Genomic DNA, 14974 nt, shown 5'->3' on the forward strand with positions numbered 1-14974 from the left:
TGATGCAGTCATTCGACAAGATTAGCCTAATTACAAGTGATCAAAAAGTACTCAATTGCTCACCATAAACCCCAGCTCAAAAACAGTGCCGTCAGCATCACTACTCACCCGCACCTGCCCGCCATGCAATTGCATGATCGACTGCACAATCGCCAACCCCAACCCACCGGAATCCCCCGGCTCTGCCCGTGAAGGGTCAACGCGATAGAAGCGGTCGAAGAGTTTGCCCAGATGCTCCGGCGCAATGGTCGGCCCGAGGTTGTGCACCTGCAGCCAGCAGCATTGCGCTTCGTCACGGCGACGCAGGCTGATTACGGATCCGGAATCGGCATGACGCACTGCGTTAGCCAAGAGATTGCCAAGCGCCCGTTGCAGCAACTGCTGATCGGCAAGCAATTCACCGCGCAGCTGATTGTCCAGCCGCAGATCTCGGTCATCCGCCAAGGCTTCAAAATAATCACACAGCTCACCGCCAACGCTGTGCAAATCCAGCGTTTGCAGATTTAGCGCACGCTCAGCCTGCTCGGCGCGGGCGAGGAACATCAGGTTTTCCGCCATGCGCTTCAACCGTTCGAACTCTTCCATGTTCGAGGCCAGCACTTCCTGATATTCCGCCGTGCTGCGCGGATGATTCAGCGCCTGACCGTTGCTCGCCAACAAGGTGTGCAACGGCGTGCGAATCTCATGGGCGAGGTCAGCGGAGAACTGCGACAGGCGCTGCACGCTGTCGTCGAGCCGCGCGAGCATGCCGTTGAGCGCCTGAACCGGCTCAAGCAGTTCGGCAGGCGTGCCGTTGGCGGGCAGGCGTTGGTCGAGGCTGCGCAGATCGATGCCGCGTACCGCTTCGCTCAACTGACGAAGAGGCTGCAGGCCCCGGCGCAGCAACAGCAAGCCCAAGGCAAATGCGAGCAACGCACCGAGGCCGACGGCCAGATAAAGGCGTAGACGGTAACTGGCGAGCATTTGCTCGCGTTCACTCAGCACCTTGCCGGTAATGACCGTCAGCGGCTCACCATTCGGCCCTTGCGCTTCGCCGGACAACAGCGCCAATTCGGCACCGTCCGGCGCTTGCCACGTGAGCACATCGGGGCGCTGCGGTGTTTGCTCGCGGGGGATCGCGTTCAGCGCGGGCAACTCGCGTTGCCGTGGGTTGATGGCGATCACACTGGAGCCATCGGCGCGGCGCACCAGCAACAGGCTGTCGAGATTACCGAGCATGTTCTGATACAGCCGCGGCCGCGCCTGCAAGGCGGCGAGGCTGTCGCTGTCGGCGAGCAAGGCGCGTACTTGTTCCAGTCGACCAAGCAACGCCAGGTCATCGCGGTAAGCGATTTCCGCAGCGAGCGAACGGTAGAGAAACACGCCAATCGCGCTCAGCACCAAAGCGCAAACCATCGCGAACGCCAGCGCCAGGCGCCAGGCGATCGACCTAGAGCGCATCGTCAGGGGCTTCCAGTTGATAACCGACGCCACGCACCGTGTGGATCAGTTTCGGCATGTACGGATCATCGACTTTCGCACGCAGACGACGCACCGCCACTTCGACCATGTTGGTGTCACTGTCGAAATTCAGGTTCCACACCTGCGAGGCGATCAGCGTGCGCGACAACACTTCGCCCTGGCGACTGGCGAGCAACTGCAGCAAAGCGAACTCCTTGTTGGTCAGGGCGATGCGCTGGCCACCACGGCTGACGCGGCGCCGCAGTACGTCGATTTCCAGGTCGGCGATGGTGTACGACTCGGCTTCGCGCATCGGCCCGCGCCGCAGCAACGTGCGTACCCGCGCGAGCAGTTCGGCGAAGGCGAAGGGTTTGAGCAGGTAATCGTCGGCGCCCAGTTCGAGACCGCGCACGCGATCTTCGATGGCGTCCTTGGCGGTGAGGAACAGCACTGGCGTGGCGCCGCGCTGGCGGATCAGTTGCAGCAATTGCCAGCCATTGAGGCCGGGGAGCATCACGTCGAGGATGATCAGGTCATATGCCTGCTGCTCGATAAAGTAACGGCCATCGAGGCCATTGAGCGCCACGTCCACGGCAAAACCCGACTCGCCCAGGCCTTTGGCAAGGAAATTCGCGGTTTTGGCTTCATCTTCTACGACCAGCAAACGCATGGCACACCTCGATTGACAGGCACACAGGCTAGGCGCCTTCGGCGGCGTTGCCCATTACAAACTTGTAATCAGACTGACGAGGTTCTGACGAAGCTCGGCGATTAAGGTGGCGACCTTCGCTTTTGGAGCTTGTCCATGACCGTCAAATACTTCGTTGCAAGCCTGATGATCGGCCTCAGTGGCGTTGCTGTCGCCAGTCCTGAGTTGCCGCGTCACGCTGATCTCGACCTGAAAACTGCAAGGCTGCTCGCCGACAGCGCATTGGCCAACTGCACCGGCACGGTGTCGGTGCTCGACCGCGGCGGCAATCTGCTGGTGACGCTGCGCGGCGACGGCGTCGGCCCGCACAACACCGCCGCCAGCCAGCGCAAGGCGTACACCGCGCTGTCGACCAAAACCGCCACCCGATTATTCGCCGAGCGTGCCCGTAGTAACCCGGAAACCGCCAACCTCAACACCCTCGATGAATTGCTGCTGCTTGGTGGCGGGATCCCGCTGTTCCTCGGCACTGAACTGGTGGGCGCCATGGGCGTGGCCGGTTCCGGCGGCGGTGAGCAAGACGAAAGCTGTGCAATCAAGGCTGCCGAGAAAACCGGTCTGGCCATCACCCGTTCCCAATAAGGAGATGCATCCATGAATACTTTGCGCACGACCTTCGCCGCGCTCGGCCTGAGTGCTTTTTCAAGCCTGGCGCTGGCCGCTGGCAACCCGTTGAGCGTGCACGTGCTCAATCTGGAAAACGGCCTGCCGTCGCCGGGCATCAACGTGACACTGGAGAAACACGTCGGCCAGAACTGGCAGCCACTGGCTCAGGGCACGACCAATGAACAAGGGCGGATTGCCGAGCTGTTCCCGGCCAAGCTGCCTTTTGAAGCGGGTGAATACCGCGTGGTGTTCAAGACTGGCGAATACTTCAAGAAGATCAAGCACGACACGTTCTTCCCGGAGATTCCGGTGATTTTTGAAGTGAAGCAGACCGATCAGCACTACCACATCCCGTTGCTGCTGAGCCCGTACGGTTTCTCGACCTATCGCGGTTCCTAAGCCCCACTCCCACAGGTTCTGTGGTTTGCCTGAGATATCATGGAGGGCGGAAAACCCTGTGGGAGCTGGCTTGCCAGCGATGGCGTCCGTTCAGCAGACATCGATGTCGGCTGATGCACCGCTATCGCTGGCAAGCCAGCTCCCACAGGGGCCGGGTGCATTGTCAGATCGTGGCGAGGGCACGCAATCGTACGGCGTCGAGGATTTCGATTTCGCCATACCCGAGCCCGATAATCCCCTGCCCCTGCAAATCCTTGAGAATCTGATTGGTGGTCTGCCGCGACAGCGACAGCATCGACGCCAGCTGCTCCTGCGGCAATTGCAGCACCCGGCGTGGCGCGTCGAGTTCGCCGTAGCCTTCGGCGATCATCAGCAAACGATGCGCCAGACGCGCCGGGGCCGGCAGCAGGCTCAGTTGTTCCAGATTGATAAACGTCAGGCGCAGTTTGTGGCTCATCAGCAGCGCCAGATGCCGCCAGTACACCGGCTGCTCATCGAGCAGTTTCAGCATCATCGCCTGCGGGATATTCAGCAACGTGCACGGCCCGACAGCGAATGCATCATGCGTGCGCGGCTGGCCATCGAACAGGCAAATTTCACCGAACCAGTGCGGCGCCTCGACCAGACTCAACAACGCCTCTTTGCCTTGCTCGCTCACCGCACCGATGCGCACCGCGCCATCGAGCACCGCGTACAAGCCGCACGGTGGATCACCACGCTGAAACAAACGCTGCCCTGCCGTCAGCCGCCGCTCCCGGGCCGCCGCCAGCAGACTATCCTGAAAGGGCACCGGCAGATGACTGAACCACTGGCCGCTCATAAGCCGCGAACGTATTTGCATAAACACTCCTGGATTGTCGCCTGCCTGACAGAGCGAACCCTGATCCCGAGGGATGATGCGATCAACCCTACCGGAGGAACAACAATGAAAAGCCTCGTCGATCATCTCAGTCAATATGCCGCTTACCACCGCGATCCGCGCAACATCACCAGCCACTTTATCGGCATTCCGCTGATTGTGGTGGCCGTGGCGGTGTTGTTGTCGCGCCCGGAATGGTCGCTGGGCGGGTTGTGGATATCTCCAGCCGTTATCGTGGCGCTGGCTTCGGCGTGGTTTTACTTGCGCCTGGAAATGAAGTTGGGCGTGCTGATGACAGTGCTGATGGGCTTATCTGTGTGGGCCGGGCATGTGCTGGCACAGCAAAGTACCCTGGTCTGGTTGAGCAGTGGTCTGGCGATGTTTGTGGTCGGCTGGGTGATCCAGTTTGTCGGTCATCACTATGAAGGGCGCAAACCGGCGTTCGTCGATGATGTGTCGGGGCTGATTGTCGGGCCGTTGTTTGTCGTGGCCGAACTGGCGTTCATGCTCGGGATGCGGCATGAATTGAAAGAGCAGATCGAGGCGCGGGCGGGGGTTGTGCGAGTTAATCCGAACGGCAAAGCGGCGGCTTAGGCCGCTTGAAAGATCGCAGCCTGCGGCAGCTCCTACACCGATCGTTCCCACGCTCTGCGTGGGAATGCCGCCATGGACGCTCCGCGTCCACTGTGACGCGGAGCGTCACGGGATGCGTTCCCACGCAGAGCGTGGGAACGATCAGTTAAAGGCTGGCGACTTTCTGCCAGACCTTCGGTTTGAAGAACAGGGTTTCACCCTTGGCCAAGCCGATCAGGCTGTCGTGATCTTTCACCACTTCGGCCTCGATCAAATCCGTCTGCCCTTCAACCTTCAATGTCACCCGCGTGGTCGCGCCCAACGGCCGGATATCACGCACCTCAGCCGCGTGATGATCCTCCAGCTCATGCCTGGACAACGACACCTCGTGCGGGCGGAACAGCACGTGATTGTCGTCGCTCAACAGCAAGCGGTTCGAGTCGCCGAGGAAGTGATAAACGAAATCGCTGGCCGGGTTTTCGTAAACGTCGCCCGGTGAGCCGATCTGCTCGATCACGCCCTTGTTCATCACCACGATACGATCGGCGACTTCCATCGCCTCTTCCTGGTCGTGGGTCACGAACACCGAGGTCAGGTTGATGTCTTCGTGCAGGCGCGCCAGCCAACGGCGCAGCTCTTTACGCACCTTGGCGTCGAGTGCGCCGAACGGCTCATCCAGCAGCAAAACCTTAGGCTCCACCGCCAAAGCACGAGCCAAAGCGATACGTTGACGCTGACCACCGGACAACTGCTCCGGATATCGATCCGACAGCCAATCCAGCTGCACCATGTTCAGCAACTCATGCACCTTGACCGCGATCTGGCTTTCGCTCGGGCGCTGGTTTTTCGGCTTCATGCGCAGGCCGAACGCGACGTTGTCGAACACGGTCATGTGGCGGAACAACGCGTAGTGCTGGAACACGAAACCGACGTTGCGATCACGCACGTCGTGGCCGGAGACGTCTTCACCGTGGAACACGATGTTGCCCTGATCCGGGGTTTCCAGACCGGCAATGATCCGCAGCAGCGTGGTCTTGCCACAGCCCGATGGGCCGAGCAGCGCGACCAGTTCACCGCTGTGAATGTCCAGGCTGATGTTGTCCAGCGCCTTGAAGGCATTGAAATTCTTGCTGACGTTACGCACTTCGATCGACATGAATTATTCCTCCGCGGCGCTGGCGCGCAGGCGGTTGATACGGATTTCGCTCCACTGCTTGGCCAGCAGGATGAAGAGCGCCAGGATCAGCAACAGGCTCGCCACAGCGAACGCGGCCACGTGGTTGTATTCGTTGTAGAGGATCTCGACGTGCAGCGGCAAGGTATTGGTCACCCCGCGAATGTGCCCGGAGACCACCGACACCGCACCGAACTCACCCATGGCCCGCGCGGTACACAACACCACGCCATAGATCAGGCCCCATTTGATGTTGGGGACGGTGACGTGCCAGAACATCTGCCAGCCATTGGCGCCGAGCAGGCGCGCGGCCTCCTCTTCCTGTGTGCCTTGTTCCTGCATCAGCGGGATCAGTTCACGGGCCACGAACGGCACGGTGACAAAAATCGTTGCCAGCACGATGCCCGGCAAGGCGAAAACGATCTGGATGTCGTGATCCTGCAACCACGGCCCGAACAGGCCCTGGGCACCAAACATCAGCACGTAGACCAGACCGGCGATCACTGGCGACACCGAAAACGGCAGGTCGATCAGCGTCACCAGCATGCTCTTGCCGCGGAACGAGTATTTGCTCACGCACCACGCCGCGCTGACGCCGAACACCAGGTTCAGCGGCACCGAAATCAGCACGGCGAACACGGTGAGTTTCAGTGCCGAAAGCGCATCCGGTTCAAAAATCGCGGTGAAGAATGCACCGAGGCCATTCTTCAAACCCTGCGATACCACGATGAACAACGGCAGCAGCAGAAACAGGAAAAAGACCAGCCAGCCAAGACCGATCAGGATTCTGCGCGACGTGGCGCTGCCACGGCGTGCAGCGTTGGCCGAAGAGGCGGCCGCAATAGACGATTGGGACATGGTTCGCGCCTCCTTATGGGGTTTCGATGCGCCGCTGCAGCAAGTTGATCAGCAGCAACAGAACGAAGGAAACCACCAGCATCAGCACGCCGATGGCGGTGGCGCCGGTGTAATCGTATTGATCGAGTTTGACCATGATCAGCAGCGGCAGAATCTCGGTTTTCATCGGCATGTTGCCGGCAATGAAAATCACCGAACCGTACTCACCGACGCCACGCGCGAACGCCAAGGCAAAACCGGTCAGCCAGGCGGGCAGCAATGCGGGAACGAGGATGTGGCGGAACACCTGCAACGGTTTTGCACCGAGGCACGCGGCGGCTTCTTCGACTTCACGGGGAATGTCGGCCAGTACCGGCTGCACGGTGCGCACCACGAACGGCAGCGTGACGAAGGTCAGCGCGAGGGTGATACCGAGCGGGGTGTAGGCGATTTTGAAACCGAGGTCAGCGGCGAACTGGCCGACCAGACCGGCCGGTGCGTACAGCGCGGTCAGCGCGATACCGGCAACGGCGGTTGGCAGCGCGAAGGGCAGATCGATCATCGCGTCGATCACCTTGCGCCCCGGGAAGGTGTAGCGCACCAGCACCCAGGCCAGCAACGTGCCGATGATGCCGTTGATGATCGCGGCACACAGCGCGGTGCCGAAGCTCAGCTTCAACGCCGCCAGCACCCGTGGTGCGGAGATGATCGCCCAGAACTGATCCCAGGTGAGTTGGGCGGCGTGGACGAACATCGCCGCCAGCGGGATAAGCACAATCAGGCTGAGGTACACCAAGGTGTAACCCAGCGTCAGCCCGAAGCCGGGTATGACGGGGGAGATACGACGCGACATAAAAGTCCTTGGTTAAAAAGCATTCCGCTGAACGCACCAATGTGGGAGCGAGCTTGCTCGCGAAGAGGGAGTATCAGCCAACTCTACGTCGTCTGACACTGCGCTTTCGCGAGCAAGCTCGCTCCCACATTTCCGCGCCTGGCTTCAGGCTTGATGTATGGCTGAAGTCAGATTACTGCGCCTGATAAATCTGGTCGAACACGCCACCGTCGTTAAAGAATTTCGGCTGCGCGGTTTTCCAGCCGCCGAAGTCCTTGTCAATGGTCACCAGGTCCAGTTTCGGGAACTGCTGGGCGTACTTTGCAGCCACGTCCTTGTCACGCGGACGGTAGAAGTTCTTCGCGGCAATTTCCTGACCGGCCGGGCTGTACAAGTGCTTCAGATAGGCTTCGGCGATTTGCTCGTTGCCCTTCTTCTCGGCGTTCTTGTCGACTACGGCCACTGGCGGCTCGGCGAGGATCGACAGCGAAGGCACAACGATGTCGAACTTGTCAGCGCCGCCATCTTCTTTCAGCGCCAGGAACGCTTCGTTTTCCCAGGCCAGCAACACGTCACCCTGACCGTTGTTGACGAAGGTAATGGTCGAACCGCGTGCACCGGTGTCGAGAATCGGCACGTGCTTGAACAGGGTCTGTACGTATTCTTTGGCTTTGGCTTCGTCACCGCCGTTGGCTTTCAGGCCGTAGGCCCACGCCGCGAGGAAGTTCCAGCGTGCACCGCCGGAGGTTTTCGGGTTCGGGGTGATCACCGAGACATCGTTCTTGACCAGATCGCCCCAGTCCTTGATGCCTTTCGGGTTGCCCTTGCGCACCAGGAAGACGATGGTCGAGGTGTACGGCGTGCTCGCTTCCGGCAGACGCTTCTGCCAATCGGCGGGCAGGGTCTTGCCGAGTTTGGCGATTTCGTCGATGTCGCCGGCCAAGGCCAGGGTTACAACGTCAGCGCGCAGACCGTCAATCACCGCGCGGCCCTGTTTGCCCGAACCACCGTGGGATTGCTGGATTTTCACGGTGTCGCCGGCGTGATCTTTCTGCCAGAACTTGATGAATTCAGCGTTGTAGTCCTGATACAGCTCGCGCGTCGGGTCATACGACACGTTGAGCAGTTCGTAATCCTTGGCAACCGCGGAACCGGCAAACACAGCGCTGGCCAGGGCGGCCAAAGCATAACGGCGAATCGACGACATGGTGAAAGCTCCTGGAATTCTGGTGATGGCTTTTTCTTATGTGTTTCGGAAATCGTGTTGCCGGTTCAAAGATCGTCCGATCGCGGCCCGAGCCTTCGGCAGCTCCTACATGAATCCCCCGTAGGAGCTGCCGCAGGCTGCGATCTTTCAGCCCGGTTGTTTACCCGGTTGCTGCAAACGGAATTTCTCTTTGCGTTCGATCTGGACGACTTGTGCGTTGTGCACAGTGATCTCCACCGCGCCGAAACGCAGATCGCGCAGGGCGCTCTGGATTTCACGCAAGATGGTGCTTTCGTCCTGACCGTCAACGCTGCGAAGGGATGCGCTCATGGTGCTGCTCCTTTGAATGGGATTTGCCTGGCAGTGGGCGGCACTGCGTTCGGCGTGGGAGCAATATAAGAGAGGAGCGGATATTCTTAAAAAGACTATTTAAGAATGTTTATATAACTGAAAAACATTATGTGGCAGAGCAAGGGTTTGCGCGTTGAGGGAGCAAAAGATCGCAGCCTTCGGCAGCTCCTACATGGATCGGTGTAGGAGCTGCCGTAGGCTGCGATCTTTTGATCTTTTAACCAATCACCGGTTTTCTCACCCAATCTATCTCCTGTGCCGGAACCGGCCGCCCAAACCAATACCCCTGCCCCAAATCACATTCCTGTGCCAACAGAAAGGCCGCCTGCTCTACCTGTTCGATACCCTCGGCATGCACTTGCATGCCCATGCTCCGGGCCAGCGCGATGATCACCCGGACAATTGCTGCGTCATCCTCATCCCACGGCAGTCCGGCGACGAAGCCCTGATCGATTTTCAGCTTCTGCACCGGCAAGCGCTTGAGGCGCAACAGTGACGAATAGCCCGTGCCGAAATCATCGATAGCCAGACGAATGCCCAACTCGCGCAATCGGTGCATCTGCTCCAATGCCACTTCCGGATCATCCATCACCGCGCTTTCCGTCACTTCCAGCTCCAGATACGCTGGATCCAGCCCGGTGTCGTGCAGCACCTGCGCCACCTGCTGGTACAACTCACGCCGGGCAAACAGCCGCGACGACACATTCACCGCGAGGAACGACAGCACGATCCCGGCCTGCTGCCACTGGCACATCTGCCGACACGCCTGCAGCATCACCCACGCGTCGATTTCGGCGATCAATCCGGTGCGCTCGGCAATCGGTATGAATTCCGCCGGAGAGACCAGGCCACGCAGCGGATGCTGCCAGCGCACCAAGGCTTCGACGCCAATCAGGCGACTGGTTTTCAAGTCATGCACCGGTTGGTAGTAAACCCGTAGCTCCTGCTGCTCAAGCGCGCGGCGCAGCTCGAAAGCGATTTCAACCCGTTGCTGGGCATGAGCGGTCAGTTCTTCGGTGTACAAGGCGTAACCATTGCGACCGCTACTTTTGGCCTTGAACAATGCCGCGTCGGCATTGCGCAAGAGCTGATCGGCGCTCAATGCATCACTGGGGAACAGGCTGATGCCGATGCTGGCGTTGATGAACAGTTCGTGGCCATCGATGCAGAACGGCTCCTTGAGCGCGTCGAGAATGCGTTGCGCCAGTGCCGCCGCCTGCACCAGCTGTGGACAACTTTCCGCCAGTACGGCGAACTCATCGCCACCGAGACGCGCCAGCGTAATGCCGGGGCCGAACAGTGCCTGCAAACGCGCGGCCACGGCCTTGAGCAAGCGATCGCCGATGTTATGGCCGAGGCTGTCGTTGATCATTTTGAAGTGATCGAGATCCAGCATCAGCAGTGCACAGCCGCGCTTGTGGTTTTGCGACGATGCCAGCGCCTGCTCGGCGCGATCGCTGAACAGCAGGCGATTGGGCAGATCGGTCAGCGGATCGTGGTGCGCAAGATGTTTGAGCTCATGCTCGGAGTCCTTGATCGCGCTGATGTCGGAAAACACCGCGACGTAATGGCTGAGCCGGCCCTGATCATCGTGAATAACCCGAATGGTCTGCCATTGTGGATAAATCTCGCCGCTCTTTCGGCGGTTCCAGATTTCGCCGCTCCATTCGCCCTGCGATTCCAGAGTGGCAAACATCGCCTGATAGAATCCTGGCGGATGATGGCCCGACTTGAACAGACTCGGTTGCTGCCCAAGAACTTCTTCACGTTGATAACCGGTGATCTCGATGAACGCACGATTGACGTGCACGATCAGCCCTTGATGGTTGGTCACCAGCACCCCTTCGCGGGTGCAATCGAACACCGCCGCCGCTTGGCGCAGGCGTTCGCGGTCGGCGTGGCGTTCACGCAAACGCGCGCCAATCCCGAGGAACTCGCACAATCGCGCCCTCGCCAGGAAAATCAGCCCGGCGCTGAACGCCGCGAAGACGTAACCGTTGATCAGTTGCCATCGGGCAAGATCGACGGAGTTATCGAAGAAATTGTTTAATAAATGATCAGTTCCCTGCAGCCAGACAGCGGCAAGCACGAGATAGAGCAGCGCTGCACGCAAAGCATCGCGGTAAGTGGCAGGCATTCGACTGTCCATGTCCCTACAAAAAGGTTGGAATTATAGGTCAAGAAACATCCAGCGACTCTTATCTGAAAGGGCGACTGGTTTTATCTGTGTGCTTGGTGATAATGCAACGGCTGTTTTTATCTTTATCGAGGGCCCTATAGCCTATGTGGTACGAAGGTTTTCTTGGCTTGTCGGCCTGGTCTCTGGTCGCAGTCACCCTGCTGATGACTCACGTGACAATTGTCGCCGTCACGGTCTATCTGCATCGCTACTCGGCCCATCGCTCGCTGGAGCTGAATGCCGGCCTGAAGCACTTTTTCCGTTTCTGGTTGTGGCTGACCACGGCGCAGAACACCCGCGAGTGGACCGCCATCCACCGTAAACACCACGCCAAGTGCGAAACCGAAGATGACCCGCACAGCCCGGTCATCAAGGGTTTGTCGACGGTGCTGCGCACTGGCGCCGAGCTGTACCGCGCTGAAGCGCAGAACCCGGAAACCCTGCGCATCTACGGCAAGAATTGCCCGGAAGACTGGATCGAACGCAACGTCTACAGCCGCTACCCGTTGCTGGGCGTGGCAATCATGGGCGTCATTGACCTGCTGCTGTTCGGCACCATCGGCATCACCATCTGGGCAATCCAGATGATGTGGATCCCGGTGTGGGCCGCCGGCGTGATCAACGGCCTGGGTCATGCGGTCGGCTATCGCAACTTCGAATGCCGTGACGCGGCGACCAATCTGGTGCCGTGGGGCATCCTGATCGGCGGCGAAGAACTGCACAACAACCATCACACCTACCCTAACTCGGCGAAACTGTCGGTGAAGAAGTGGGAGTTCGACCTCGGTTGGGCGTGGATCAAAGTCTTCAGCTTCCTGCGTCTGGCCAAGGTCCAGCGTATAGCGCCGATTGCCCACCGCGTCGAAGGCAAGGGCAGTCTGGACATGGACACCGCCATGGCGATCCTCAACAACCGCTTCCAGATCATGGCCCAGTACCGCAAGCTGGTCATCGGTCCGCTGGTCAAGCAAGAGCTGGCCAAGGTCGATCATTCGGTGCGCCACCAGTTCCACCGCGCCAAACGCCTGCTGTCGCGGGAAACCAGCCTGCTGGAAGACCGTCATCACTTGCGCATCCAGACCATGCTCGAGCACAGCCAGGCACTGAAGGTAATTTACGAGAAACGCCTGGCCCTGCAGCAGATCTGGGTCAAGACCAGCGCAAATGGCCACGACATGCTCGCCGCCATCAAAGAGTGGATTCACGAGGCTGAGGCCAGCGGTATCCAGTCCCTGCGTGAATTCGCAGACCAGCTGAAAACCTACTCGCTGCGTCCTGCGGCGGTCTGAGACCGTTGATCGGTGCACCCGGCTCCCGGGTGCACCCTTCGGAACTTCGCTAAAAATCCCCTATCTCAAAGACACTTCGCCATCCCGGCGGGCTGTACTGTGGCCGTTGTCGAATTGCGGCACGTCCTTTGAGATCTGTGCCGATGGTCAACAACAATCAAAAAGACTCATCCTTCCCGCAGTGGCCCGAGGCCGCGCAAACCCTTATGGCTTTGATGCACGCCCAAGGCGAAGTCGCCCGTTTGAGCGAACGCGAGCAGCTGTTCAGCTCCTTATTGGTCAGCGTCAACGCTGTGCTCTGGGCCTTCAACTGGGAAACCCGTCAGGTGCTGTATGTCAGCCCCGCCTATGAACGGATTTTCGGTCGCTCCGCCGGCCTCCTCCTCGCCGACTACAACCAGTGGCGCGACAGCATCTACCCCGACGACCTGGAATACGCCGAACGCAGCCTCGCCGAAGTGCTGCACAGAGGCGCGGTGGAAGATCGCGAATACCGGATCATTGCCGCCGACGGTCAGGTGCGCTGGCTAAGCGACAAGTGTTTCATCAACCGCCAGGACGAACCCGGTCAACCGGTAATCATCGTCGGCATTGCCGAAGACATTACTGAAAAGAAGCAGATGGAAACCGAACTGCATCGTTTGGCGACCACCGACGTGTTGACCCAAAGCAGCAATCGCCGCCACTTCTTCGAATGCGCCAACCGCGAGTTCGAAGAAGCGCGTGTACAGGGCGCGCCAATGGCCTTTCTGCTGCTGGATATCGATGACTTCAAAATGATCAACGACACCTACGGTCACCCGGAAGGCGATAACGTGCTGCAGCGGATTGCCGAATGCGGGCGCGGGTCGTTGCGTCGAGGGGATCTGTTCGGACGGATCGGTGGGGAAGAGTTTGCGGCGGTGTTTCCAGGGTGCGCACCGGACATGGCGATGCAAGTGGCCGAGCGGCTGCAGCAGGAGATTCAGCGCTTGAGTTTCAGCCATGACGGCCAGACGTTCGGCATCACCGTCAGCCAGGGCTTGACCAGTCTGACCGAGGCAGATGAAAGCCTCGACAGCCTGTTCGCCCGCGCGGATGCGGCGATGTACGAGGCCAAACGGCAGGGCAAGAACCGGATTATTTCTGCGTAGACCCTATTTGAATCCGCCACAAAACCTGTGGGAGCTGGCTTGCCAGCGATAAGGCCGGCACATTCAGCAAAGATGTTGTCCGCGCCGACGCCATCGCGGGCAAGCCCGCTCCCACAGGGATTTGCATTGTTCCGAGTTACTTGCGCATCCGCATCAATTCCGGCAAGCCGATCTTCAGCAACCGCGCCGTGCGGCTCTTCGCCAACTCTTCAATGCCTTCATGCTCAGTCAGATGCGCCATCTGCGCCGCCATGTTCATCACCAGCGCCTCACGGGAATACACCCCGCCGCCGAGCTGGTAAACCGACGCAATCAGCTCACGCAGCTCCAGCGGCAATCGCCAGCGGGTGCGCAACGCCGAACCATAAGCCGCACCAAACTCGGCCAACGCCTCGCCGACTTCCTCCAGCTCATCCAGCGCACCGCCGGCCTGCTGCCATTCCTGCAAACAACGCAGCAACGCCAGATCGCCGAGACGATGGAGCATGCCCGCGCAGTAACAGCGCTCCTGATCCAGATCGAGCAGGCGCGCCAGAGTGCGCGCGTATTCAGCGGTGTGCAACGACAGCCCCCAGTAGCGCTCGGCGTAATCCGCCAGACACGGATCACTGAGCCTGGCACTGCGCTTGAGCGCCAGCCCCAGAATCAGATTCATGCTCTGCCCGGTGCCCAAGCGATGCAGGGCTTGAGCCAATGTCTGTACCGGTGCGCCATGGTGCTGCGCGGCGCTGTTAGCTGCAGCGATCAGCACTGCAGTGATTTGTGGATCGGTTTTGATCTCATCTTCCAACAGCTTTAGATCGAGGCCATTGGGATTGAGGCTGCGCTTCACCGCCACTTGCACGTCAGTCATCAATGGCGCGCCGTCGGCCTGCTCACGGCGACGCTCAAGAAACACCGATAAGGTCATGCCCGGTGCCAATGCCGGCACCTCACAGAACACCTCTTCGCCGGCATTGAGCAACAAGCCCTGCAAACGTTCGGTCAGGCTTTCCATATTCAGGGGTTTGGTCAGATACGCCGTCGGCGCCAGCGGAATCGCCTCGCGCACACTGGCACTGTCGTTGCGGCTGCTCATCAGAATGAACGGCAGCGGCGGATTGCGTTTGCGCTGACGCACGCTACGCAGCACATTCAATCCATCGACTCCCGGCAGCTCCCAATCGACGATAGCCAGGTCATACGGCACCTCGCTGAGCATCGACAGGGCTTGCTGGCCATCGGCACACAGATCCAGCCGCGCATCGCAGCGCACGTTCAGCAGCACTTGTTTGAGCAGGTCGCGGGACCACGGATCGGCCTCGGCAATCAGCACTCGCGGTACGGCGGGTAATTCAACGGCAGTCATGCGCGCTCTCCCTTGCAATCCCTGAACCTTAGCCAATG

At 59.7% G+C, this 14974-nt stretch carries 15 protein-coding genes; 5 read left to right on the plus strand and 10 right to left on the minus strand.

Features of this window, described 5'->3' with window-relative positions:
* Positions 1-51: 51 nt before the first annotated feature.
* Both ACIF4X_RS03025 and ACIF4X_RS03030 read right to left on the minus strand, forming a co-directional pair.
* Positions 52-1440, minus strand: a complete 1389-nt coding sequence (locus ACIF4X_RS03025) for a heavy metal sensor histidine kinase (RefSeq protein ID WP_397480862.1) — start codon at positions 1438-1440, stop codon at positions 52-54.
* Positions 1430-2110: a heavy metal response regulator transcription factor gene (locus ACIF4X_RS03030; RefSeq protein WP_064117464.1), complete on the minus strand. Its 681-nt coding sequence runs from the start codon at positions 2108-2110 to the stop codon at positions 1430-1432. The genes ACIF4X_RS03025 and ACIF4X_RS03030 overlap by 11 nt, the downstream gene beginning before the upstream one ends.
* Positions 2111-2245: 135 nt before the next feature.
* Here ACIF4X_RS03030 and ACIF4X_RS03035 point away from each other — a divergent pair, with 135 nt between their 5' ends.
* Together ACIF4X_RS03035 and uraH are read left to right on the plus strand one after the other, a co-directional pair.
* On the plus strand, positions 2246-2731 hold the full coding sequence (locus ACIF4X_RS03035; protein WP_397480863.1) for a heme-binding protein: 486 nt from the start codon (positions 2246-2248) through the stop codon (positions 2729-2731).
* Positions 2732-2743: 12 nt separating this feature from the next.
* Positions 2744-3154, plus strand: a complete 411-nt coding sequence (uraH, locus tag ACIF4X_RS03040) for a hydroxyisourate hydrolase (RefSeq protein WP_397480864.1) — start codon at positions 2744-2746, stop codon at positions 3152-3154.
* A gap of 163 nt (positions 3155-3317) precedes the next feature.
* Here uraH and ACIF4X_RS03045 read toward each other — a convergent pair whose 3' ends face one another.
* Complete coding sequence (locus ACIF4X_RS03045) at positions 3318-3995, minus strand: Crp/Fnr family transcriptional regulator (protein ID WP_397480865.1); 678 nt, start codon at positions 3993-3995, stop codon at positions 3318-3320.
* Between the two features lie 84 nt (positions 3996-4079).
* Here ACIF4X_RS03045 and ACIF4X_RS03050 point away from each other — a divergent pair, with 84 nt between their 5' ends.
* Entirely contained in the window at positions 4080-4607 is a 528-nt protein-coding gene (locus ACIF4X_RS03050; protein WP_397480866.1) for a DUF962 domain-containing protein, read from the plus strand.
* Between the two features lie 145 nt (positions 4608-4752).
* On the opposite strand, the gene ACIF4X_RS03055 is transcribed toward ACIF4X_RS03050, so the two are convergent.
* The 6 genes from ACIF4X_RS03055 to dibA form a co-directional block, all read right to left on the minus strand.
* Positions 4753-5742, minus strand: a complete 990-nt coding sequence (locus ACIF4X_RS03055) for a sulfate ABC transporter ATP-binding protein (protein ID WP_122594084.1) — start codon at positions 5740-5742, stop codon at positions 4753-4755.
* Positions 5743-5745: 3 nt separating this feature from the next.
* Complete coding sequence (cysW, locus tag ACIF4X_RS03060) at positions 5746-6618, minus strand: sulfate ABC transporter permease subunit CysW (RefSeq protein WP_397480867.1); 873 nt, start codon at positions 6616-6618, stop codon at positions 5746-5748.
* A 13-nt stretch (positions 6619-6631) separates the two neighbouring features.
* Positions 6632-7450: a sulfate ABC transporter permease subunit CysT gene (gene cysT, locus ACIF4X_RS03065; protein ID WP_008080019.1), complete on the minus strand. Its 819-nt coding sequence runs from the start codon at positions 7448-7450 to the stop codon at positions 6632-6634.
* 172 nt (positions 7451-7622) lie between these two features.
* Complete coding sequence (locus tag ACIF4X_RS03070) at positions 7623-8636, minus strand: sulfate ABC transporter substrate-binding protein (RefSeq protein ID WP_038367242.1); 1014 nt, start codon at positions 8634-8636, stop codon at positions 7623-7625.
* Between the two features lie 147 nt (positions 8637-8783).
* Positions 8784-8966 carry a sulfur starvation response protein OscA gene (gene oscA, locus ACIF4X_RS03075; protein WP_007917682.1) on the minus strand — a complete coding sequence of 61 codons (183 nt, stop codon included), beginning with the start codon at positions 8964-8966 and terminating at the stop codon, positions 8784-8786.
* Positions 8967-9204: 238 nt separating this feature from the next.
* Positions 9205-11124, minus strand: coding sequence for a phosphodiesterase DibA (dibA, locus tag ACIF4X_RS03080; RefSeq protein WP_397480868.1), 1920 nt, complete (start codon positions 11122-11124; stop codon positions 9205-9207).
* 146 nt (positions 11125-11270) lie between these two features.
* On the opposite strand from dibA, the gene desA reads away from it, so the two are divergent.
* Positions 11271-12455: a delta-9 fatty acid desaturase DesA gene (desA, locus tag ACIF4X_RS03085; RefSeq protein WP_397480869.1), complete on the plus strand. Its 1185-nt coding sequence runs from the start codon at positions 11271-11273 to the stop codon at positions 12453-12455.
* 143 nt (positions 12456-12598) lie between these two features.
* On the plus strand, positions 12599-13588 hold the full coding sequence (locus ACIF4X_RS03090; protein ID WP_397480870.1) for a GGDEF domain-containing protein: 990 nt from the start codon (positions 12599-12601) through the stop codon (positions 13586-13588).
* Between the two features lie 136 nt (positions 13589-13724).
* Here ACIF4X_RS03090 and ACIF4X_RS03095 read toward each other — a convergent pair whose 3' ends face one another.
* Positions 13725-14936: an HDOD domain-containing protein gene (locus ACIF4X_RS03095; protein WP_397480871.1), complete on the minus strand. Its 1212-nt coding sequence runs from the start codon at positions 14934-14936 to the stop codon at positions 13725-13727.
* Between the last annotated feature and the right edge of the window lie 38 nt (positions 14937-14974).

It is taken from the genome of Pseudomonas sp. NPDC085632 (assembly GCF_044541255.1).
In the GTDB taxonomy this organism is placed as follows: domain Bacteria; phylum Pseudomonadota; class Gammaproteobacteria; order Pseudomonadales; family Pseudomonadaceae; genus Aquipseudomonas.